This is a genomic window from Prescottella sp. D32 (assembly GCF_037287305.1).
GTDB classification, from domain to species: Bacteria; Actinomycetota; Actinomycetes; order Mycobacteriales; family Mycobacteriaceae; genus Prescottella; species Prescottella equi.
This window is the reverse complement of record NZ_JARBSW010000001.1, coordinates 1,565,822-1,587,585: the sequence shown is the minus strand read 5'-3', so window position 1 is coordinate 1,587,585 and position 21,764 is coordinate 1,565,822. Positions and strand designations below refer to the sequence as shown.

At 69.7% G+C, this 21,764-nt stretch carries 17 protein-coding genes; 6 read left to right on the top strand and 11 right to left on the bottom strand.

Going from position 1 to position 21,764, the window contains the following annotated elements; translation table 11 throughout:
• Positions 1-49: 49 nt before the first annotated feature.
• On the top strand, positions 50-514 hold the full coding sequence (locus PSS76_RS07270; RefSeq protein ID WP_022597236.1) for a tRNA (cytidine(34)-2'-O)-methyltransferase: 465 nt from the start codon (positions 50-52) through the stop codon (positions 512-514).
• Here PSS76_RS07270 and PSS76_RS07265 read toward each other — a convergent pair.
• Positions 511-1,413 (bottom strand): LysR family transcriptional regulator, encoded by a 903-nt coding sequence (locus PSS76_RS07265; protein ID WP_337456075.1) that lies wholly within the window; start codon positions 1,411-1,413, stop codon positions 511-513. The genes PSS76_RS07270 and PSS76_RS07265 overlap by 4 nt on opposite strands.
• A gap of 102 nt (positions 1,414-1,515) precedes the next feature.
• Between PSS76_RS07265 and PSS76_RS07260 the strand changes: the two genes are divergently transcribed.
• Together PSS76_RS07260 and PSS76_RS07255 are read left to right on the top strand one after the other, a co-directional pair.
• Positions 1,516-2,553, top strand: coding sequence for a YeiH family protein (locus PSS76_RS07260; protein ID WP_064057779.1), 1,038 nt, complete (start codon positions 1,516-1,518; stop codon positions 2,551-2,553).
• A gap of 171 nt (positions 2,554-2,724) precedes the next feature.
• Positions 2,725-3,750, top strand: coding sequence for an alpha/beta hydrolase (locus PSS76_RS07255; RefSeq protein WP_084846247.1), 1,026 nt, complete (start codon positions 2,725-2,727; stop codon positions 3,748-3,750).
• Positions 3,751-3,771: 21 nt separating this feature from the next.
• Here the strand turns inward: PSS76_RS07255 and PSS76_RS07250 are convergent, their stop codons facing one another.
• The gene (locus tag PSS76_RS07250) at positions 3,772-4,665 is read right to left on the bottom strand and encodes a LysR family transcriptional regulator (protein WP_005518540.1); all 894 of its coding nucleotides are present in this window, start codon (positions 4,663-4,665) and stop codon (positions 3,772-3,774) included.
• 91 nt (positions 4,666-4,756) lie between these two features.
• On the opposite strand from PSS76_RS07250, the gene PSS76_RS07245 reads away from it, so the two are divergent.
• Positions 4,757-5,821, top strand: a complete 1,065-nt coding sequence (locus PSS76_RS07245; protein ID WP_337456074.1) for a TDT family transporter — start codon at positions 4,757-4,759, stop codon at positions 5,819-5,821.
• A 13-nt stretch (positions 5,822-5,834) separates the two neighbouring features.
• Here the strand turns inward: PSS76_RS07245 and PSS76_RS07240 are convergent, their stop codons facing one another.
• The 9 genes from PSS76_RS07240 to PSS76_RS07200 form a co-directional block, all read right to left on the bottom strand.
• Complete coding sequence (locus PSS76_RS07240; RefSeq protein ID WP_041674389.1) at positions 5,835-6,221, bottom strand: DUF302 domain-containing protein; 387 nt, start codon at positions 6,219-6,221, stop codon at positions 5,835-5,837.
• 37 nt (positions 6,222-6,258) lie between these two features.
• Positions 6,259-6,525 carry a metal-sensitive transcriptional regulator gene (locus PSS76_RS07235; protein WP_005518536.1) on the bottom strand — a complete coding sequence of 89 codons (267 nt, stop codon included), beginning with the start codon at positions 6,523-6,525 and terminating at the stop codon, positions 6,259-6,261.
• 92 nt (positions 6,526-6,617) lie between these two features.
• Positions 6,618-8,783, bottom strand: a complete 2,166-nt coding sequence (locus tag PSS76_RS07230; RefSeq protein ID WP_005518534.1) for an MMPL family transporter — start codon at positions 8,781-8,783, stop codon at positions 6,618-6,620.
• Between the two features lie 190 nt (positions 8,784-8,973).
• On the bottom strand, positions 8,974-9,282 hold the full coding sequence (locus PSS76_RS07225) for a rhodanese-like domain-containing protein (protein ID WP_005518531.1): 309 nt from the start codon (positions 9,280-9,282) through the stop codon (positions 8,974-8,976).
• Positions 9,283-9,309: 27 nt separating this feature from the next.
• Positions 9,310-10,968 carry an FAD-dependent oxidoreductase gene (locus PSS76_RS07220; protein ID WP_337456144.1) on the bottom strand — a complete coding sequence of 553 codons (1,659 nt, stop codon included), beginning with the start codon at positions 10,966-10,968 and terminating at the stop codon, positions 9,310-9,312.
• A 64-nt stretch (positions 10,969-11,032) separates the two neighbouring features.
• Positions 11,033-14,314 (bottom strand): error-prone DNA polymerase, encoded by a 3,282-nt coding sequence (locus tag PSS76_RS07215; protein ID WP_013416827.1) that lies wholly within the window; start codon positions 14,312-14,314, stop codon positions 11,033-11,035.
• Positions 14,315-14,454: 140 nt separating this feature from the next.
• The gene (gene acmB / locus PSS76_RS07210) at positions 14,455-15,636 is read right to left on the bottom strand and encodes a methyl acetate hydrolase AcmB (RefSeq protein ID WP_084869156.1); all 1,182 of its coding nucleotides are present in this window, start codon (positions 15,634-15,636) and stop codon (positions 14,455-14,457) included.
• A gap of 115 nt (positions 15,637-15,751) precedes the next feature.
• Complete coding sequence (locus tag PSS76_RS07205; RefSeq protein ID WP_081120665.1) at positions 15,752-16,744, bottom strand: AraC family transcriptional regulator; 993 nt, start codon at positions 16,742-16,744, stop codon at positions 15,752-15,754.
• Positions 16,745-16,781: 37 nt separating this feature from the next.
• Positions 16,782-17,390 (bottom strand): DUF459 domain-containing protein, encoded by a 609-nt coding sequence (locus PSS76_RS07200; RefSeq protein WP_064076629.1) that lies wholly within the window; start codon positions 17,388-17,390, stop codon positions 16,782-16,784.
• Between the two features lie 93 nt (positions 17,391-17,483).
• On the opposite strand from PSS76_RS07200, the gene PSS76_RS07195 reads away from it, so the two are divergent.
• Together PSS76_RS07195 and PSS76_RS07190 are read left to right on the top strand one after the other, a co-directional pair.
• Positions 17,484-19,604: an MMPL family transporter gene (locus PSS76_RS07195; protein ID WP_069856660.1), complete on the top strand. Its 2,121-nt coding sequence runs from the start codon at positions 17,484-17,486 to the stop codon at positions 19,602-19,604.
• A gap of 50 nt (positions 19,605-19,654) precedes the next feature.
• Complete coding sequence (locus tag PSS76_RS07190) at positions 19,655-21,661, top strand: SDR family oxidoreductase (protein ID WP_145273031.1); 2,007 nt, start codon at positions 19,655-19,657, stop codon at positions 21,659-21,661.
• Positions 21,662-21,764 lie beyond the last annotated feature (103 nt).

Below are 21,764 nucleotides of genomic sequence, written 5' to 3'. Positions count from 1 at the left end.
GCGCGATCCGCTCGGCGGACGGCGACCCGTACCTGGCAAGCTGAACGCCGTGTTCCGAGTGATGTTCCACGAGCCCCGTATCCCACCCAACACGGGAAACGCGATCCGCATGGTCGCCGGGACGGGCTGCGAACTGCACCTCGTCGGCCCGCTCGGGTTCGACCTGTCCGAGCCCAAGCTGCGGCGCGCAGGCCTCGACTACCACGACCTCGCCTCGGTGACGGTGCACGAGAACCTCGAGGCGGCGTGGGACGCGCTCCGACCCGAGCGGGTCTTCGCCTTCACCGCGCACGCGTCGACGTCGTACGCGGACCTCGCCTACCAGCCGGGGGACGTGCTGCTGTTCGGCCCCGAGCCGACCGGGCTGGCGCAGGACGTCCTCGAGGACCCGCACGTCACCGCGCAGGTGCGGATCCCGATGGTGCCGGGCCGACGGTCGCTGAACCTGTCGAACGCGGCGGCGGTCGTCACGTACGAGGCCTGGCGCCAGCACGGTTTCGCGGGGGGCGTCTAGCGGGCGCCGCTGCGGCGCACCATGCGCACCAGGTCACCGGCGGGACCGGACAGCTGACGGGGGCCGCGCCACACCGCACGCAGGCTGCGTTCGAGCACCAGGCCGTCGACGTCCACCACCTTCAACTCCCCCGCGGCCACCTGATCGGCCACTGCGAGGGTGCTCATCACCGCCGGCCCGACACCCGCGATGATGCTGGTGCGGATGGCCGCGGCGCTGCCGAGCTCGAGCAGCGGCGGCGTGCGCGGCAGGTCCTGCAGGGCGACGTCGAGGGTGGTGCGGGTGCCGGAGCCGGGCTCGCGGACCACGAGCGGCGTCTGCGCGAGCTCGGCGACGGTGATCGGCTTGCGCCGGCGCGTCCACGGGTGCCCCGGATGCACGACGACGACCAGCTCGTCCCGCGCGACGGTGACACTGTGCAGGCTGCGCGGCAGTGTCGGTGATTCCACGAATCCGACGTCGCAGGCGCCCGACTCGAGCCGCTCGAACACCTGGGTGGAGTTGAGCACCTGGAGGTGGATGGTGACGTCGGCGTCGAGCCCCCGGAAGCGACCCAGCCACCCGGGGAGCAGATGTTCGGCGACGGTCATACTGGCGCCGATCGTCAGCTCCGCGGAACGTTCGGCTCTCAGCCCGTCGGCGACGTCGAGAAGTCGGTGCGCCTCGTCGAGCAGGCGGCGCGCCCAGTGCACGACCACGGTGCCCTGCGGGGTGAGTGTGGATCCGGTGGTGCGCCGATCCAGCAGCGGCATACCGAGTTGCCGCTCGAGCTGTTTGATCGCGCGGCTCCCGTTGGGCTGCGCCATTCCCGCGTTTCTGCTTGCCGCGCTGAGACTTCCGTGGTCGTCGACGCCCACGAGCAGTTCCAGGACATCGAGGTCGGGCCAGCGGCGACGCATTCGCAGATTGTATGCGCCGAACTATTGACATATCCGATCGATATGCCGCCATACCGTTTTGCCGTCTACCGAACGACCGTTCAGTGACGGAATCTGGAAGCCATGAGCAGTAGCGTCGAGCAGCAGACCACCGCCCCCGAGGCACCCGGCCGCGCCCGGGCCGCCGCGGCCTCGCTGATGCCGGGAGTGGCGGTCGCCGCCGTGGCCACGGCCGTCGCGATGGGCGTCGGGCGCCTGCTTCCGACCGTCAGCCCGCTGCTGATCGCGATCGTGCTCGGCGCCGTCGCCGCCAACACCGTGCAGCTTCCGGCGACGATCCGGCCCGGGCTCACGTTCTCCTCGAAGAAGCTCCTGCGGGTGGGGATCGCGCTACTCGGTCTGCAGCTGATGCTCAGCGACATCGTCGGGCTCGGGTGGGGCATGATCGCGGTCGTCGTCGCGATCGTCACGCTCGGCATCACCGGAACGATGGTGATGGGCAGCGTGCTCGGACTGTCCTGGACCCAGCGGCTCCTGATCGCCTGCGGGTTCTCGATCTGCGGTGCGGCCGCAACCGCCGCGGTCGACGGGGTCGTCGACGCCAAGGAGGAGGAAGTCCTCACCGCGGTGGCGCTCGTGGTGCTCTTCGGCACCCTGATGATCCCCACGATTCCGCTGCTCTCCCGCGCGCTGGGCATGGACGAGACCACGGCCGGCATGTGGGCGGGCGGGTCGATCCACGAGGTCGCACAGGTCATCGCGGCGGGCGGCGCCATCGGAGGCGGCGCCCTCGCCGTCGCAGCCGTCGTGAAGCTCGCCCGGGTGGTGATGCTCGCTCCGGTCATGGCCGTGATCGGTCTCCAGCAGCGCCGCCGGTCCGACGGCACGACGGCCGGGACCCGGCCGCCGCTGGTACCGCTGTTCGTGGTCGCGTTCCTCGCGTGCGCCGCGCTGCGCTCGACCGGAGTGCTTCCCGACGGCGTGCTCTCCGTCGCCAAGGTCGTGCAGACCGCCCTGTTGACCGCCGCGATGTTCGCACTCGGCACCGGCGTGCACATCGCCACCATCAGGAAGGTGGGACCGCGCCCCCTCGCGCTGGCCGCGATGTCGACGGTATGGGTGGCCGCGATCGCGTTGGTCGGCGTGCTGATCGTCAACTGACTGCACGGACAGGGACATCGCCCGCGGCACGAATATCCGATCTGCCCCATCCGGGCCGGGCGACGCGATACAGTGCCCTCGAAAACCGGATGTATCAGGGGAATTGCACGTTACGCAGCGTTTCGGGTATGTCGGGTCCACCCCCTCGGAACCATCGAAGGACCACCACCCATGCGAAACGGAGCACTTCGCCGCGCGCGAAACGTGTTCGCCGCCTCGGCGCTGTCTCTCGCAGCGCTGCTGATCACGACCCTGAGCAATGCCGCCGTCGCCGGAGCACAACCGCTGTCCCACCTCACCGGAATCGACGGCGACAGCACCGACGCACGCGTGCGCACCGCACACGTCTACTCGGAGTCGATGGACCGCGTCGTCCCCGTCCGGGTACTGCTACCGGCCGACACGTCGCGACCGCGCCCGACGCTGTACCTGCTCAACGGCGCGGGCGGCGGTGAGACCGGCGCGACCTGGCAGGCCAACACGGACGTCACGGAGTTCTTCGCGGACAAGCACGTCAACGTCGTGACCCCGATGGGCGGCACCGCCAGCTACTACACCGACTGGGAACGCGACGATCCGGTCCTCGGCCGTAACAAGTGGCAGACGTTCCTGACCCGTGAACTGCCGCCGATCATCGACGCCGAGTTCGGCGGGAACGGCACCAATTCGATCGCCGCCATCTCCATGACGGCGACGTCCGTCCTCAACCTGGCGATCGCAGCGCCCGGCCTGTACAGGGCCGTCGGGTCCTACAGTGGGTGCGCCGAGACGAGCACCCCGATGGGATCGGCCTTCGTGGACCTGGTGGTCCGGTCGGCGGGCGGGGGCGATCCGGTGAACATGTGGGGGCCGCCGGGGAGCCCGGCACGGCTGGCCAACGACCCTGTTCGCAACGCGGAGAAGCTCCGTGGGACCGAACTGTTCGTCTCGTCCGGCTCGGGTCTACCGGGGCCGCACGACCATCTGGGTGCACCCGGTGTCGACGGGGATCCGGTCCTGTTCGCCCGTCAGGTCGTCGTGGGCGGTGCGATCGAGGCCGCGACCAACGCCTGCACCCGCACTCTCGCCGATCGCCTTCGCGCCCTGAACATCCCGGCGACGTTCGACTTCAATCCGACCGGCACCCATTCGTGGGGGTACTGGCAGGACGACCTGCACCAGTCGTGGCCGCTGATGGCCCGCGCGATGGGCATCTGACGGCGAACGCTCGACCGACGCTCAGCTGCGACCGCAGGCGATGTCGAGGAAATCGCGGGCCGCGCCGCGCAACCCGCGAGATCCGTCCCACACCGCGAGCAGCCGTCGCGGCATGCGCAGGCCCTGCACCGGAACCGACGCGAGCCGTCCGTCGTGGAGGTCGGCTTCGACCGCGAGCGACGAGACGACGGCCGGGGCGTTGCCCGCGACGACCGCAGCCTTGACGGCGGTGCACGACGTGAGTTCGAGCAGTGGGTCGACGCAGCCGGGGACCGCGTGTTCGAGCGTCGTCCGGGTGCCGGAGCCGGGCTCGCGCTGGATCAGCGGCGTGGCCGCGAGCTCACTGGGGTCGATCGGGGCCCGCGCGATCCACTTGTGGTCGGGCGGGACGATCACGACCAGTTCGTCGTGCGCCACCTCGACCGCGCGCAGACCGTCGGGGGCCGTCGGGCCCTCGACGAATCCGAGGTCCGCCTCGCCCGCCCGCACCTGGGCCGCCACGTCGGTGGAGTTGAGCAGGCGCACCGAGGTGACGACGTTCGGGTACTTGCGCCGCATCGCGACGGTCCAGCCCGGAACGAGGTATTCGGCGATCGTCATGCTGGCGGCGACGGTCAGGTTCGCGTCCCGTTCGCCGCGCAGGGCGGCGACGCCCGACGCCATCTCCTCGGCGGAGTCGAGGATCGCCGACGCCCATTCGAGGATCAGCGCACCCTCGGCGGTGGGCTGGACACCGCCGGCGCCGCGATCGAACACCCGCAGCCCGAGCTGACGCTCCGCGGAGCGCACGCGCGCACTGACGGCCTGCTGGCTGAGTCCGTGTTCGCGTCCGGCCGCGCCCATGCTCCCGAGCCTGCCCACCGCGACCAGCACGTCCAGCGCGGCGAGTTCGGGAACACGGTTCGAAAGCGGCATACCCCCAAGGCTAGACCCACAAACGGAGTTTGTATCCCTTCCACTCCAAGCCTTCTACCGGCAACAACGTCGGAACGGCAACCTTGGTTTCATGCTTACCGCTCCGCGTCTGGCACATCTGACACCCAACTGGTTCGCCGTGGTCATGGGCACCGGCATCATCGCCGTCGCCACGTCGTCGCTCCCGGTGAATCTGCCGGGCCGACGCGGGATCGCCATGACGTTCTGGCTTCTCGCGGTGACCCTGCTCGCGGTGCTCGTGACCGCTTTCGCGGTGCACTGGATCCGGCACACCGAGCATGCCCGCGAGTACGCACGCAGCTCCACGATGTTCCCGTTCTACGGCGCGCTGCCGATGGCCGTGCTCACCGTCGGTGCCGGCACCGCGGCAGTCGGCTCGACGGTGATCCCGGCCGGGCTCGCGTTCGGTATAGCCGGGACACTGTGGGCGCTCGGCACCATCGGCGGCCTTGCGACCAGCGCGGTGATGGCGGGACGGTTGCGGGCCGTCGCCGATCGCGGCACCGCGGTCCCTGCGTGGCTGATGCCGGTGGTGCCGCCCATGGTGTCGGCCGCGACCGGCGCCGCCCTGGTGACCCATCTGCCCGAGGGCGGGCCGCGGGTCGCGATGCTGGCAGGCTGCTATGCGCTGTTCACGCTCGCGCTGGTGTTCGCGCTGTTCATCGTCGCGCTGCTCGCGGCCGAGTTCCGCGACGGCGGCCTGCCGCCGCTCCAGGCGTTGCCGACCATGTGGATCCCGCTCGGCATCGTCGGGCAGTCGATCGCGGCCGCCAACAACCTGGGAACCGCGGCCGCACACGCCGTCGGACACGACACCGCGAATGCACTGCACCTGTTCGGCCTGGGTTACGGCCTGCTGATGGGGACGGTCATGATCGTCGTCCTCGCCGCGGTCGGCGTCCTCACGGCGCGCGCCTTCCGTTCGGGTCTCACGTTCACCATGAGCTGGTGGAGCTTCATCTTCCCGGTCGGCGCGTGTGCCGTGGGGATGGGAGCGTTCGGTGTCGCGGGCGACTTCGAGATCCCGCGACTGCTGTCGGCCGGACTGCTGTGCGCCCTGGTCCTCGCCTGGTGTGTGGTGGCCGTGCACACCGCACACCGGGTTCGAACCAGGGCGCTACCGGCTCCGGCCTGAGCCGGATCGACCGTCAGGTCAGCGCGTCGATCGCGGCCTGCAGGCGGGTCGTCGCCTCGGCGGCAACCTCCTCGAGCCCGGGCTCCTCGGTCACCGCGACCATGAGCGCCGGGTTCATCGCCTCGACGATCACGCCGTCGCCGTCGGAACGGACCACGACGTTGCACGGCAGCAGCAGACCGATCTGCCGGTCCACCCCGACCGCACGGTGGGCGAGCTGCGGATTGCACGCGCCGAGAATGACGTACCGCTCCATCTCGGCGCCGATCTTCGCCTTCAGCGTCGCCTGCATGTCGATCTCGGTGAGCACACCGAAACCCTGCTCCTGCAACGCCGCCCGCGTCCTGGCGATGGCGTCGTCGAACTCGGTGTTCAGTCGGGTCGAGATTCCCAGTTCCATCACGGACTCCTCGGGGTCGATTTCAGGAGGGGTGTCGTCAGGCCAGGGCCAGGAACAGCTTCTCGAGTTCGGCCTCGGTGAGCGGTTCGGACGCCTTGCCGTCACCGGACAGGCATTCGCGCAGCCCGGTCGCGACGATCTTGAAGCCGGCCCGGTCGAGCGCGCGGGACACCGCCGCCAACTGCGTGACGACGTCCTTGCACTCGCGGCCGTTCTCGATCATCGAAATGACTCCGGCCAGCTGTCCCTGCGCGCGGCGCAGGCGGTTGAGCACCTGGGCGATGCTCTCTTCGTCTCCGGTCATGAGACCTCCTCGTTTCCCTTCCAGATTACCCACAGGGGTATCCCGCCGGATCCGGCTGTGACCACTGTCATCAGCCGGATCCGGTGTCGGGATCACCCGTGCGAGAACTTGATGTTCGGCAGCGCCTTGCGCAGCCAGTTCGGCGACCACCAGGCCGCGTTCCCGGTCAGCCGCAGCAGCGCCGGCAGCAGGATCAGGCGGATCAGCACGGCGTCGAGCAGGACGGCGATGCCCAGCAGGATGCCCATCTCCTTCGGCGGCAGCGGCTCGGCGAGCGCGAAGCTGAAGAACACGCCCACCATGACGGCCGCGGCCGCGAAGATGACCCGTCCGGAATGCGCCATGCCCGAGATCTGGGCACCCCGCGCGCTACCGGTCTTCTCGTACTGCTCCTTGACCGTCGACAGCAGGAACACCGTGTAGTCCATCGCGATCGCGAAGATCATCGCGAAGAAGAACACCGGCCCCCAGCCGTCGAGGAAGCCCTGCGGGGTGAAGCCGAGCAGGTCGGACAGGTGCCCGTCCTGGAAGATCAGCTTCGATGCACCGAACGCCGCAGCTGTCGACAGCAGGCTCACGACCGTGCCGATCAGTGAGACCAGCGGGGCCTGCAGGGCGACCAGCAGCAGCAGGAAGCCCAGCACCAGGATCACGCCGATGACGATCGGCAGGTAATCGTTCAACGCCGTCTGCAGGTCCAGGTTCTCCGCCGGCGCACCGCCGACCAGGGCGCTGTCGGGCAGTTCGCCACGCAGTGTGTCGAGCGTTCCGCCGAGCGCGGGATCCGACGGATCGACCGTCGGCAGCGCCTGCATCATCACCAGACCGGACCCGTCCGACGCCGGCATCGCGGGCGTCACCGCGGCCACACCGTCGACGGTTGCCGCGGCCTGGGCGGCAGCGGGCGCGTCGGCCTCGGGGACCACGATCTGCAGCGCGCCCGGCGCGCCGACACCCATCTGCTCCTGCACCAGTTCGTATCCCTGACGCACGGCGGCGTCCTCGGGGACCACCTGGATGGACGGCATCGCGACCTTGAGGCCCAGCACCGGGATCGCGAGTCCGATCAGGATCGCGACGGCACCGACCGCGAACGGCAGCGGGTGCCGGTCGAGCAGCTTGCCCCACTTGGTGAACAGCGGCGAGCCGTCGGTCTCGGTCTGCTGCTTCTTGGCGTACGGCAGCGAGCCGGCGTTGACCTTGCGGCCCAGCTTCGCGAGCACGGCGGGCAGCAGCGTCAGCGTCGCCGCGAGAACGAACACGACCGCGAGCATGATGCCGACCGCCATCGTCCGGACCGCGGGCGCGGGGACGAGCAGCACGGCGGACAGACTCACCAGCACCGTCAGTCCCGAGAGCAGGACGGCCTTGCCGGCGGTGTCCATCGTCTCGGCGACCGCCAGGCGCGCGTTCGCGTTCTTGCGCAACGCGTCCCGGAAGCGGACGACGAGGAACAGCGCGTAGTCGATGCCGAGCGCGAGCGCGAACATCATCGCGAAGTTCATGGCCCACACGGAGATCGGAGTGATCTCGTTGAGCAGCACCAGGCCGCCGGCGGACGCGACCAGACCCGCGAGGGTCAGCAGCAGCGGCAGACCCGCGGCGACGAGCGAGCCGAACGCGAGGACCATGATGCCGAGCGTTACCGGCCACGACATCATCTCGGCCTTGATCATGGCGTCGTGGTTGGCCTTGTTGAAGTCGCTCCACAGTGCCGACGCGCCGGTCGGGTAGACGTCGATGCCGTCGCCCGAGAGCGCCTTCAGGTCGCCGCCGAGGTCGTCGACCGCGCGCACCATGTCGTCGGTGTTCGCGTTCGCGCCGGCGACGAGGATGCCGGTGTGCCCGTCGGGGCTGATCGTCATGCCGGGCTGCGGCGGGATCACCTCGCCGATGCGGGCGTCGGCCTGCAGCACCGACGTCGCCTCGCCGAGCACCTGCTGCACCGCGGGGTCGTCGAGCGGCTTCTCGTCGGAGTGGACGACGACCTGGATCGCCGACGACGCGTTGCCGCCGAAGTGCTCCTGTGCGAGCTCGCGCACCTGCACCGACTCGGAGCCGTTGGCCTGCCAGCCGGCACCGGCCAGCGAGCTGAACACCGAGGGCGCCGCGGCGCCGAGGGCGACGACCAGCACGAGCCACGCGGTGATCACCCATTTGAAGTTGTCGGCCATCGCGGCACCGAGCCGGGCGAGTGGGCCGCCGACGGACTCGGTGGATGGCGGCGGGGAGTCCTGCCGCTGTCCGGTGGTGGTCATGGGAGATGCCTTTCGGTGTTGTGGGTGTCTCGTTCCGTCCCGCGTTTTGCGCACTTATCGCGCTTTCACGGGTGGAATTCGCGCGATAAGTGCGCGAAACGCGAGGGACGGAAATACGGGTGGGGGTATATGTGAGGGCTAAAGAGAACCCGGTCGAGAACCACTCGGTTTCGACCGGGTTCGGGTGGAGCTAGCTGCCGGACTCGACGGCGCGGCCGGACTGCAGCCACGCCATGGTGCCGCCGACGACGTTGACGGCGTCGACACCGCGGGCCTCGAGGTACTGCGCGGCCTGGGCGCTGCGGCCGCCGGCCGCGCAGATGACGTAGACAGTGCCGTCGGCCGGAACCTCGTCGACGCGCGCAACGAACTCGCTCAGCGGGATCGAGGCCGCGCCGGGCACCCGCGCCTCGGCGTACTCGTCCGCCTCACGGACGTCGACGAGCGGGGCGCCGGTGGCCAGCACCGCTTCGAGTTCGTTCACGTCGATCTCGCGCATAGAAGGTTCCTTCCGAGTGTTCAGGGTTCACGAGACGCCGGCCGGCGCCTTCGCGCGCTGCCCTGCGTCCCACGTCTTGTAGCCGCCGTCGAGGTTGGCCGCGGGTCGGCCCAACCCGGCGAGCAGGCGCACCGCGGTGTGGCCGCGCTGGCCCACCTGGCAGTGCACGATCAGGTCGCCGGCCGGCAGTTCGCCGACCCGGTCCCTGAGCTCGTCGAGCGGGACGTTGACGGCGCCCGGGACGGCGCCGGCCGCGAACTCGTCGGCGGTGCGGACGTCGACGAGCGACGCGCCACCGGCGACCAGCGTATCGAGTTCGTGCCACTGGACCGTGCGGGTGGAGTCGGTGCGCAGGTTGTCGGCGATGTAGCCGAGCATGTTCACCGGATCCTTGGCCGAACCGAACTGCGGCGCATACGCCAGTTCCAAGTCGGCCAGGTCCGACGCGGTCAGCCCACCGGCCATCGCGGTGGCGATGATGTCGATGCGCTTGTCCACGCCCTCGCCGCCCACGGCCTGGGCGCCGAGGATGGCGTCCGTCTCGGGGTCGACGAGCAGCTTGATCGCCATCTGCTGCGCACCCGGGTAGTACCCGGCGTGCGACTGCGGATGGGTGTGAATCGCCCGGTAGGGACGACCCGCCGCGCGAAGCCGCTTCTCGTTCCAGCCGGTCGCGGCGACGATCAGCCCGAACACTCCGACGACCGCGGTACCGGACGACGACGTGGCCCGCACCGGACGGCCGGCGATGACGTCGGCCACGAGACGACCCTGTCGGTTCGCCGGGTTGGCGAGCGGGATCATCGCGACGCCGCCGCCCACCGCGTCACGCTTCTCGACGGCGTCGCCGACGGCGAAGATATGCGGGACCGAGGTGCGCATCCGGTCGTCGACCACCACGCCGCCGCGCTCCGCCAGCTCCGCGCCCGCCATCTTCGCGAGCGTGTTCTCGGGCCGGACACCGATCGCCATGACGACGATGTCCGCCGGGAGCGTGCGTCCGTCCGCCAGTTCGGCGGTGGTCGCCCCGATCGAGGTCAGCTGGGTGCCGAGTTCGAGGCGCACGCCGTTCTCGCGCATCCGGTCGGCGACGGGTGCCGCCATCTCGGGGTCGAGCGGCGCCAGCACCTGGTCGGCGAGTTCGACGACGGTGACCGCGAGATCGCGGTGGCGCAGGTTCTCGGCCAGTTCGACGCCGATGAAACCGGCACCGACGATGACGGCGCTGGGCGCCCCGGACGTCTGCGCCGACTCGATCTGTTCCACCAGCCGGTCGACGTCCTCGACGTCGCGCAGGATCAGTGCGCGTTCGACGCCGGGCAGCGGCGGCACGATGGGACTCGCACCGGTGCTCAGCACCAGTTCGTCGTAGCTCTCGACGTAGGTGTCTCCCGACGCGAGGTCGTGGACGGTGACGGTGCGGGCGTCGGGATCGATCGCGGCGACCTCACTGCGGACGCGGACGTCGAGGCGGAAACGGGCTCCGAGACTCTCGGGCGTCTGCAACAGCAGTTCGTCGCGGTCCTCGATGACGCCACCGGCGTAGTAGGGCAGACCGCAGTTCGCGAACGACACGTGCGCGCCGCGCTCGAAGACGACGATCTCCGCCGACTCGTCCAGACGACGCATGCGGGTGGCCGCGGACATTCCGCCGGCGACACCTCCGACGATGACAACCTTCACGATCTACCTCCTCGATGTTGCGACCGACTATACCCCAGGGGGTATCCGAGAGGGTGTGAAGCTGCTCTCAGCGGAAGTCCCGCGACCTACTCGCCATCCGCAGGTCCATCAGCTGCAGATGGTCCGCGACCACGGTCACCGCACCCTCCGCGTTCTGCACCTTCCCCCGCACCAGCAACGCCGGGGCGCTGGTGGCGAGTTTGCGATACCTCGCCCACAGCCCAACCGAACACACGACGTTGACCATTCCGGTCTCGTCCTCGAGGTTGACGAAGGTCACCCCGGCCGCGGTGGCGGGCCGTTGCCGGTGGGTCACCGCTCCCCCGACCAGCACCCGGTCCCCGTCCGGGACGTCGAGCAGCCGCGACGCCGGCAGCACTCCCAGCGCGTCGAGTTGCGGGCGCAGGAACTCCGTCGGATAGCTGTCGGGTGAGACGCCCGTCGCCCAGACGTCGGCGGCGGCGAGTTCGAGGTCGCTCATACCCGGCAGGGCCGGCGCACGGGTGGACGCCCCCATCCCCGGCAACCGGTCCGGGCGCTCCCCCGCCGCGGCGCCGGCCGCCCACAGCGCCTCGCGCCGGGACAGCCCGAAGCAGCTCAACGCTCCGGCCGTCGCGAGGGACTCGACCTGCCCCGTGGTCAGGTCGATCCGACCGGTCAGATCCAGGATCGACCGGAACGGCCCGTCCTCCGCCCGGGCCGCGACGATACGTTCGGCGAGCGCGTCACCGATGCCGCGTACCTCTCCCAACCCCAGCCGCACCTCGGTGCCGCATGCTTCGAGAGTGGCGTGCGCGAGACTCGCGTTGACGTCGGCCCCGTGCACTCGCACCCCGTGCCGGCGGGCGTCGGCGACGAGGGATTGCGGCGAGTAGAAGCCCATCGGCTGCGCACGCAGCAGGCCCGCACAGAACGCCGCCGGGTGGTGCAGCTTGAACCACGACGAGTAGAAGACGAGCGATGCGAAGGACTGCGAATGACTCTCGGGGAAGCCGAAGTTCGCGAACGCGTGCAGCTTCTCGTAGATCCGGTCGGCGACGTCGCCGGTGATGCCGTGCAACTCCCGCATGCCGTCGTAGAGCCGTCCGCGCAGGCGTTCCATCTTCTCGGGCGACCGCTTGGAGCCCATCGCGCGCCGCAACTGGTCGGCTTCGGCGGCGCTGAAACCGGCCGCGTCGACAGCCATCTGCATGAGCTGCTCCTGGAACAGCGGCACCCCCAACGTGCGCGCCAGCGCCTTCTCGAGACACGGATGGTCGTAGACGACGGGCTCGCGACCGTTGCGACGCCGGATGTACGGATGCACCGAACCGCCCTGGATCGGCCCGGGCCGGATGAGCGCGACCTCGACGACGAGGTCGTAGAAGTTGCGAGGCTTCAGGCGCGGCAGTGTCGCCATCTGGGCTCGCGACTCCACCTGGAACACCCCCACCGAGTCGGCGCGTTGCAGCATCTCGTAGACCGCCTGCTCGGACAGGTCGAGCTGCGCCAGGTCCACCTCGATCCCCTTGTGTTCGGCGACCAGGTCGATCATGTAGTGCAGCGCCGAGAGCATGCCGAGGCCGAGCAGGTCGAACTTCACCAATCCCACTGCGGCGCAGTCGTCCTTGTCCCACTGCAGAACGCTGCGGTTCTCCATGCGCGCCCATTCCACCGGGCACACGTCGGCGATGGGCCGGTCGCAGATCACCATGCCGCCGGAGTGGATGCCGAGGTGCCGGGGAAAGCCCTCGATCTGCGCGGCCAGCTCCAGCACGGCCGGCGGGATGTCGGTGTCGGTCTCCTGGCCGACGCCGGTCCACCGGCTGACCTGCTTGCTCCACGCGTCCTGCTGGCCCTGCGAGAAGCCGAGCGCCCGGGCCATGTCCCGCACCGACGACTTGCCGCGGTAGGTGATGACGTTGGCGACCTGCGCGGCGTACTCGCGGCCGTACTTGGTGTAGACGTGCTGGATGGCCTCCTCGCGGCGATCGGATTCGATGTCGACGTCGATGTCGGGCGGGCCGTCCCGCTCGGGCGAGAGGAACCGTTCGAACAACAGCTTGTTGCGCACCGGGTCGACGTTGGTGATGCCGATCGCGTAGCAGACCGCCGAGTTGGCGGCCGAACCCCTTCCCTGACAGAGGATGTCGTTGTCCTTGCAGAACGAGACGATGTCGTGGACCACGAGGAAGTAGCCGGGAAAGGTCAGCCGTTCGATGATGTCGAGTTCGTGTTCGATCTGCGCGTATGCGGCCGGGTTCGCCGACGGTGGCCCGTACCGCCGGCGTGCCCCCTGCATGGTCAGCTCGCGCAGCCAGCTCGCTTCCGTGTGCCCGTCCGGGACGTCGAACGGCGGGAGTTTCGGCGCGATGAGCCGCAGATCGAACGCGCACTCGAGCCCCAGCGCGGCGGCGCCCGCCACCGCCTCGGGGCACTGCGCGAACAGCCGCGCCATCTCGGCCCCGGACCGCAGGTGCGCACCGCCGGTGGGCGCGAGCCAGCCCGCCGCCTCGTCCAGGCTCTGCCTGGCCCGCACGGCGGCCATCGCCATCGCCAGCCGTCGTCGGGGTGGACCGGCGAAGTGCGCCGCAGTCGACGCGATCACGGGAAGCTGTTGTCGCGTGGCGATTTCCGCGAGCGCCGCGTTGATCTCGTCGTCCTCCGGCAGGCCGCGATGGGTGAGTTCGACGGTGACCCGATCGGCCCCGAACCGGTCGACGAGGTCGCGCAGCGCAGCTTCGGCGGCGTCGGGCCCGCCTGCGGCGAGTGCACTGCGCACGTGCCCCTTGCGGCACCCGGTGAGGATCTGCCAGTGCCCGCCCGCCGCCTCCGTGAGCGCGTCGTAGTCGTAGCGGGGCTTGCCCTTCTCCCCACCGGCCAGGTGCGCGGCCGCAATCTGCCGCGACAGCCGCCGGTACCCTTCCTGCCCGCGAGCCAGCACCAGAAGATGCGTGCCGCCGGGGTCGGGGGTGCCGGTGCGCGGGGTGGCGTCGAGGGACAGTTCGGCCCCGAACACCGTCCGCATGCCCAGCTCCTTCGCGGCCTCGGCGAACCGGACCACGCCGTACATGCCGTCGTGGTCGGTGAGCGCGATCGCGTCCAGCCCGAGCCGCACGGCTTCCTCGACGAGTTCCTCGGGCGGGCTGGCACCGTCGAGGAAGCTGAAGGCCGAGTGGGTGTGCAGCTCGGCGTACGGAACGGTGGCACCGACCGGGCGAACCGCACCGTCGGCCAGGTAGGCGCCGCGCTTGCGGGACCACGCCGGGCTGTCGCCGCCGTCGCCCGGGAACTGCGACTCGTGCCGCGGGCGCCCCGACAGCACCCGTTCCATCTCCGCCCACGTCGGCGGACCGTGGCCCCAACCCATCCAACTGTCACCTTCCCGCAGGACACACGCCTGCGCGTACAGGAAGACGCGGAGGGGAAGACGCATCTTTCGAACTCATGTTCGAGTGTGGCACGTGTGCCCGGCAGGGTCAACGCGAGTACCCCTGCCGGACGGTGGCCCTACGGCCCCAGCGTGCGATAGGCAGCCGCTTCGAACTCGAGGTAGCCGTCGAGTGATGCGCGGTCCGCGAAGGGCAGAACCTGCGCGGCCCACATACCTGCGATGCCGTTCTGCCGATCGATCCAGTAATAGAGGTTCGCGAGCCCAGCCCAGGCGAGCGAGCCCGCCGGCCGGCCGGTCGGCGCCGGCTCGTCGTTGACCATGAACGTGTACGCCCACGATTTACGCTGCCCGGGGAAGAACTCGGCGTCGTTGGACAGCTCCGGTTCGACGCCGGGCAGCATCGTCACCTGCTGCCCGTCCAGCCCGCTCAGGACAGCCCGCTCGACTGTCCCCGCCTCGAGGACGCGGCCATGGTCACCCATACCGTCGTTCAACCACATGCGGAGGAACCTGGTGTAGTCCCCGACGGTCGAGTACAGCCCGTGACCACCCATGTGCACCTCGGGATCCTGCGGCAACACCAAGTCGAGCGGTTCGAGCACCCCGTCCCGCCGCCGCTGATGGATCGTCGCCCGCCGCTGCTCCATCGCCTCGTCGAGCCGGAAGGCCGTGTCCGACATCCCCAAGGGGGTGAAGATGCGCTCGGACATCACGTCGCCCAGTCGCTCGCCCCGCACAGCCTCGACGACCAGCCCTGCCCAGTCGATGTTCGATCCGTACTGCCAGCGCTCACCCGGATCGAACAGCAGCGGCGTCGTCAGCGCGGCCTTGGTGCCGGTGATGACGCTCGGCCAGCCGTGCTCGACCGTCAACCGGTGGTACGTCTCGTCGAAGAACGGGTAACCCAATCCGGCAGTGTGCAGCAGCAGCATGCGCGTCGTGATCGCGCGTCGGGGTGCCCGCAGCACGGGCGCCCCCTGCGCATCGAAGCCGTCGATCACTTCGAGTTTCCCGATCTCCGGCAGGTAGTTCGACGCCGGAGCGTCGAGATCGAGGAGCCCTTCCTCCACGCACTGCAGCACGGCGGTGCCGGTGATCGCTTTCGTCGTCGAGAACATGGCGAACACGGTGTCGGGTGTCATCGGCCGCGCGTCGAGTATCGACCGAACTCCGGCCGAACCCTCGTACACGGTCCCGTTCCGGTCGGTCAGCATCGCGACCACACCGGGTATCTGCCCGGCACCGGCACCCGTCACGCCGTCGAGCACGGAGTTCAGCTTCGAATCACGTTGTTCCACAGTTCATCTCCCGTCAATGACCTCGTACAGGAGAGCAACCTAGGGGGATTTCCGCGGCGCCCGCGTCCTCGATCGGCAATCACCGTCTCGAACCGGCAGATATTCGTGATCGGCGTCACTTCCTTCCGCGACGCAGGGTGTCGGACGGGTTCTCACCGAACCGTTGCCGGTAAGCCGCGGCGAAGACACCCATGTTGACGTACCCCCACGCACCCGCGGCCGCGGCGACCGTCGTCGTCGCATGGGAGGACAGCTCTCGCCGCACTCCCTCCAGCCGGTGCTCGCGCAGACAGTCCCGCGGGGTGATCCCGAGGTATTCGCGGAATCCGCCGGACAGCGCCCGGACGCTGACACCGACCTCCTGGGCTACCTCGGCCACCGTCGGAAGGTCGCGAGCGTTGTCTTCGATGTAGCGCACCGCCCGCCTGACGTAGCCGGGCGCGGGCACTGCCGGGGCCGGCGCCGGGTCGACACCGGCACTCGCCGCCCATTCCTCGAGCACCTGTGCCGCGATGATTTCCTGCAGATTCGTTCCGATGCGACTGTGCGCGATCGTATCCCGGTCCGTCGCCAGGGTGCGCGAAGCGTAGTCCAACAACGCCAACCATGGGCTACCCGGGCCGCCGACGACGCACTTGTGCCGCCACAGCCGGTCGTCGGGAGCCCGCCCCCACCACCGCAGCGCGAAATCGGCCAACAACCGGTGCGGGATCGTGAGGTTGAGCTGAAGATGGTCGGCGTCGGCGGCAAACCCGTAGTCGACCCGACTGCAGTCGACGACGAACGTCTGTCCGGACCTCAGGTCGACGCTGGACTTCGTGGTCACTTCGTGCCGTGTCCGCCCATTCAAGGTGGTGAGCACCAGGACGTTGCCGGCCTCGGGCTCGAATTCGCTCAGCGCCACCGGAATCCCGTAGCTGAACCGGGTGAGCGTCATCTCGGCGATCTTCACCGAGAACATGTCGGACGCGGGGACTAGTCCGCGCCCCACCGGCCGCACCGAGTACGGCATGTACACCGCGTCCGACCACTGCTTGATCTCGTCCCAGTCTGTGACGGATCCGGCGCCCCGCTCACGTGGGGTCCGGGGATCGAAGGTCGACAGCACACCCGGAGCATAGGTAGCGCAGTCCCGTCGCGGAAGGTTACCGGCCCTCGGATCGGACCATGGTCGTCCACTCCTCCCACACGGGGCGCACCAGCGCCGCGAGCGTCCGGTATCCGCCGCTGTCAGGGTGGGCTCCGTCCCCGTCCCGCACCTGCTGCATCCAGACCGGGTCGGCGACGAGGGCGTCGAGGACCGGAACGTACTCGACACCGGCAGACCGGCAGACCGCGGCGAACCGCCGGTCGAGCGCGGCCGTGCGCGCATTCTGATCTGCGTCGTCGATCGGCGGCGGTCCCACGACCAGCGCCCGCCATCCGCTCGCCGCACACTCCGCGAGCATCGCGGCGAGATTCTCCACGGACACGTGCGGGTCGACACGCGGCGCGCCACCCTCGACGGTCGTGTCGTTGACGCCGAACGAGAACACCACGCGCCGGTCGACACCCGCAGGCAGGCGCTGCGCGCACTCGTCCCGCCAACGGCCCCGGACGTCACTCGACGTCTGCCGTCGCACCCCGAGGTTGTAGGCCGTCAGCGCCGTCGCCGGGGACCCCGCCGCGAGTCGACCCGCCCAGCCGAGGAACTCGGAATCTCCCACTCCCGCAACGAAGGAGTCACCGACGAAGCACACTCGAACGTCATCCATGCCCACGATGGTCTCAGTGGACGACGCCGGGGATCGACGGGTGGCGCCCACGGAAAGAGATGACGGGCCGGGTCGGTCGCTAGAGTCGCGGGAATGACACGCTGGGCCTCGATCGTCGTTGCACGCAAATGGTGGGTACTGGCGGTCGTTCTGATCGCCGCCGTGGTGGCGGGAATCTGGGGCACCGGCGTGTTCTCCAAACTCAGTCAGGGCGGCTACACCGATCCGGGAAGCGAATCGGCACAGGTGTCGAAGATCGTCGACGACAACTTCGGCCGCCAGGATCCCGACATCGTCGCGATCTACACGGTCCCTGCGGGGCAGACCCTCGCCGAGCTGGAGCCGGTCGTCACCGAGACCCTCGACCGGTTCGCGGCCGACGTGCCGACCCAGTCGGTGACGTCGTACTGGACCGCTGTCCCGCCGGCGAAACAGTTGCTGCTCTCGAACGACGGGACGAAGGTGGCCGCGTCGATCGTGCTCTCGCCCGACGCGGAGGTGACCGTCGCCAATTTCGGCGACCTGCTGCCGAGGCTCGAGATCGACGGGGTGGAATCCGAATTCGCGGGCGGGGCCGTCGTCGGGGTCTCGCTCAGCAACCGGTTGCAGGCCGACCTGGTCCGCGCCGAGGCCATCGCGATCCCCATCACGTTGGTGCTGTTGGTGTTCGTGTTCGGCGGGGTGGCCGCGGCCGCCGTCCCGGTGTTCGTCGGACTGCTCTCGGTTCTCAGTTCACTGGGTATCCTGCGCCTGCTCACCGGAGTGACCGAGGTCAGTTCGTTCGCGCTCAACGTCGCGTCGCTCATCGGGCTGGGGCTGGCGATCGACTACGGCCTGTTCATCGTCAGTCGCTTCCGTGAGGAGTTGGCGACAGGAGCGGCGCCCGCCGACGCGGCCCGCCGGACCGTGCTGACGGCCGGTCGCACCGTGATGTTCTCGGGTCTGCTGCTGGTGTGCGCGTTCGCGGGCATGCTGGTGTTCCCGCAGGCGGTGATCCGCTCGCTCGGTTTCGGCGCGATCGCAGCCGTGACGGGTGCGGCGGTGCTGTCGCTGACCGTCCTGCCCGCGCTGCTCGCGATCCTCGGACACCGCATCGACGCACTGTCGTGGCGTAAGGGTGCGGCGCAACGCGGCGAGGAACGCGCACGGCGCTTCTGGGGCGGTGTCGTCACGAAGGTGATGAGGCGACCGGCGGTCGTCGCGGTCGGCATCACCGCGGGCCTGCTGGTGCTCGCCGCGCCGCTGACGAAGGCGACACTCGGCGAGATCACCTACACCGCACTGCCGGCCGACGATCCGGCCCGCATCGCCACCGAGACCCTCGCGACCGAGTTCCCGTCGACCGGCGAAGGAGCGACGCTGGTCCTGCGCGGCCCCGGCGGGGCACCCGCATCCCCGGGTGATCTGTCGAGGGTCGTCGCCGAGGCCAAGCAGGTGGACGGCATCTCGCAGGCCGTCGTGCTCGCGACGAAGAACGACGTGACCGCGATCCAGGCCCTCTACGCCGAGGGTGTCGAGGGCGGCGCGGCCGGCGACGCCGTGCAGGGCCTGCGGGCGATCGAGGCCCCACCGGGCACCGAACTGCTCGTCGGCGGCGGGCAGGCATCCGTCGACGACGGCAACGCCGCGATCGTGCGCTTCTTGCCCGCGATGATCGCGATCATGGTGCTCTCGACGCTGGTGCTGATGTTCCTGGCGTTCGGATCGGTGGTGCTACCGGTCAAGGCCGTCGCGATGGCGGGTCTGAGCCTCGCCGCGACGTTCGGCGTCCTCACGTGGGTGTTCCAGGAGGGGCACGGCGCCGAACTCCTCGGTGTCACTCCGGCCCCGCTCGAGGCCACGTTCGTGGTGCTCATCCTCGCGGTGGTGTTCGGGTTGTCCACCGACTACGAGGTGTTCCTGATGTCGCGGATGGTGGAGGCCCGGGCAGCCGGCGCCACCACCGAGGAGGCCGTCCGGATCGGAACCGAACGCACCGGCCGGGTCGTCACCGCGGCGGCGATGCTGCTCATCGTCGTCACCGGCGCCTTCACGGTGTCGGGGCTGTCGATCATGCGGTTCCTCGGCGTAGGCATGATTCTCGCGCTGATCATCGACGCGACGGTCGTGCGGATGCTGCTGGTGCCGTCGCTGGTCAAGCTGATGGGTGAGGCCAACTGGTGGGCCCCGGCCTGGATGCGGCGAGTGCACGCGCGTGTCGGACTCGGTCACTGAGATTCGCGTATCCCTGGTGACGCTCCTTACTTCAGAGTAAGTTCCGGGGTATGGCCACGTACATCGTCACGGGCGGCACGGGATTCCTCGGCAGGCACACGATCGAGCGGCTACTCGAACGGGACCCGTCGGCGCAGGTGCACGTCCTCGTCCGCCCCGGTTCGCTGTCGAAGTTCGAGCGGTCGGCCGAGCGCTGGCCCGACCGCGCCCGGGTCCACGCACTCGTCGGCGACCTCACCGCGCCGGGGCTCGGGCTGCGGACCCCGCCACCGGCCGCCGACCACGTGCTGCATCTCGGCGCGATCTACGACCTCGCCGCGGGCGAGGAGCAGGCGTCGACCAACATCGACGGCACCCGGGCGGTGATCGATCTCGCCTCGGGACTCGGTGCGACGCTGCACCACGTCTCGTCCATCGCGGTGGCCGGCGATCACCGCGGCCGGTTCACCGAGGACGACTTCGACCTCGGCCAGCACTTCCCGACGCCGTACCACCGCACCAAGTTCGAGGCCGAGCGGCTGGTGCGCACCTCCGGCGTTCCGTGGCGGGTCTATCGTCCAGCAGCTGTGGTCGGGAGCTCGGTCACCGGCGAGATGGACAAGGTGGACGGCCCCTACTACTTCTTCCCCGCGCTCGCCGCACTCGCGAAGCTGCCGTCCGCGCTGCCGGTGGCCGTCCCGAAACTCGGCTACACCAACGTGGTTCCGGTGGACTTCGTCGCCGCCGCGATCGTGGAGCTGATGCTGCGGCCGGGCCTCGACCACCGGACGTTCCACCTCGTCTCGCCGGACGCCCAGCCGGTTCGGCAGATCTATGCCGCACTCGCGAAGGCCGCGCATGCGCCCACCCCGGTCGCCGATCTCCCCGGGGCTCTCGCCCGGCCGTTGCTCGATCCGCCCGCGCAGGTACGTGGGGTCCGCGACGTCGCACTGCGCCGCATGGGCGTCCCGCCGGTCATGCTCGACCACCTCACCCTGCCGGCCCGGTTCACCACGGAGAGAACACGAGAAGCCCTGCACGACAGCGGAATTGCGGTGCCGCCCTTCCCGTCGTACGCGGAGACGCTGTGGGCGTACTGGCGCGAGCATCTCGACCCGGACCGTGCCCGGCGTGACGACCCGGCCGGCCCCCTCGTGAACCGGAACGTCGTCATCACCGGGGCGTCCTCCGGCATCGGACGCGCCGCCGCGATCGCGACCGCCGCCAAGGGCGCGACCGTGTTGCTGCTGGCCCGCCGCGCCGACGAACTGGACGCCGTCGTGTCCGGGATCCGGGAGGCCGGCGGATCGGCGTACGCCTACCAGTGCGACGTCACCGACAGCGAGGCCGTCGAGCGGACGGTGAAGTCGATTCTGACCGAACACGATCACGTCGACATGCTCGTCAACAACGCCGGCCGCTCCATCCGGCGTGGCCTGTACCACTCGACCGACCGACTGCACGACTTCGAGCGCACGATGGCGGTCAACTACTTCGGCGCGGTGCGCATGGTGCTGGCGCTGCTGCCGCACATGCGTGAGCGCCGCTTCGGTCACATCGTCGACATCAGCACCGCCGGCGTCCAGGCCCGGACACCACGATTCGCGGCGTACGTCGCGAGCAAGTCCGCGCTCGACGCGTTCGCGGACGTCGCCGCCGCCGAGACGTTATCGGACGGCATCACGTTCACCACGATTCACATGCCACTGGTGCGCACCCCGATGATCGCGCCGACCGGTCAGTACAACGCCGGGCCCGCCGCCAGTCCGGAGAAGGCCGCCGCCATGGTGGTCCGCGCGTTGATCGAGAAACCCAAACGCATCGACGTCCCCGTCGGCACTCTCGCCGAATTCGGCGGCATATTCGCGCCTCGCCTCAAGGACCGCGCACTGTCGCAGATGTATCACGCATTCCCCGATTCGCCGGCGGCGCGCGGGGAGGCCGGCACCGAGGTCGGCACCCCCGCGCCTCTCGAGCCTCACTCGTCCACTCCCGCCCCTCGACCGACCGGTCCGACCGCCGTGGCGGCGCGGTTCGGGCGCCGTCTCGCCCGGCTGATTCCGGGCGCGCACTGGTGAGGCGTTTGCACTGGTGAACGGGTGAATTTCGCCGACGCGATCGCACACAATTTCGATTCACGAGTTGGCCAAACCGTCTTTCGCTGTGCTAAGCAAGATAGGA

Excerpts from the sequence above, each read along its gene's own strand:
- PSS76_RS07240 (WP_041674389.1), bottom strand. The coding sequence starts at position 6,221 with ATGGAACTGGGAATCTCGACCCGACTGAACACCGAGTTCGACGACGCC.
- PSS76_RS07255 (WP_084846247.1), top strand. The coding sequence starts at position 2,725 with ATGCGAAACGGAGCACTTCGCCGCGCGCGAAACGTGTTCGCCGCCTCG.
- PSS76_RS07215 (WP_013416827.1), bottom strand. The coding sequence starts at position 14,314 with ATGGGTTGGGGCCACGGTCCGCCGACGTGGGCGGAGATGGAACGGGTG.
- PSS76_RS07200 (WP_064076629.1), bottom strand. The coding sequence starts at position 17,390 with ATGGATGACGTTCGAGTGTGCTTCGTCGGTGACTCCTTCGTTGCGGGA.
- PSS76_RS07190 (WP_145273031.1), top strand. The coding sequence starts at position 19,655 with ATGGCCACGTACATCGTCACGGGCGGCACGGGATTCCTCGGCAGGCAC.
- PSS76_RS07245 (WP_337456074.1), top strand. The coding sequence starts at position 4,757 with ATGCTTACCGCTCCGCGTCTGGCACATCTGACACCCAACTGGTTCGCC.
- PSS76_RS07225 (WP_005518531.1), bottom strand. The coding sequence starts at position 9,282 with ATGCGCGAGATCGACGTGAACGAACTCGAAGCGGTGCTGGCCACCGGC.
- PSS76_RS07195 (WP_069856660.1), top strand. The coding sequence starts at position 17,484 with ATGACACGCTGGGCCTCGATCGTCGTTGCACGCAAATGGTGGGTACTG.
- PSS76_RS07230 (WP_005518534.1), bottom strand. The coding sequence starts at position 8,783 with ATGACCACCACCGGACAGCGGCAGGACTCCCCGCCGCCATCCACCGAG.
- PSS76_RS07235 (WP_005518536.1), bottom strand. The coding sequence starts at position 6,525 with ATGACCGGAGACGAAGAGAGCATCGCCCAGGTGCTCAACCGCCTGCGC.
- PSS76_RS07260 (WP_064057779.1), top strand. The coding sequence starts at position 1,516 with ATGAGCAGTAGCGTCGAGCAGCAGACCACCGCCCCCGAGGCACCCGGC.
- PSS76_RS07265 (WP_337456075.1), bottom strand. The coding sequence starts at position 1,413 with ATGCGTCGCCGCTGGCCCGACCTCGATGTCCTGGAACTGCTCGTGGGC.
- PSS76_RS07250 (WP_005518540.1), bottom strand. The coding sequence starts at position 4,665 with ATGCCGCTTTCGAACCGTGTTCCCGAACTCGCCGCGCTGGACGTGCTG.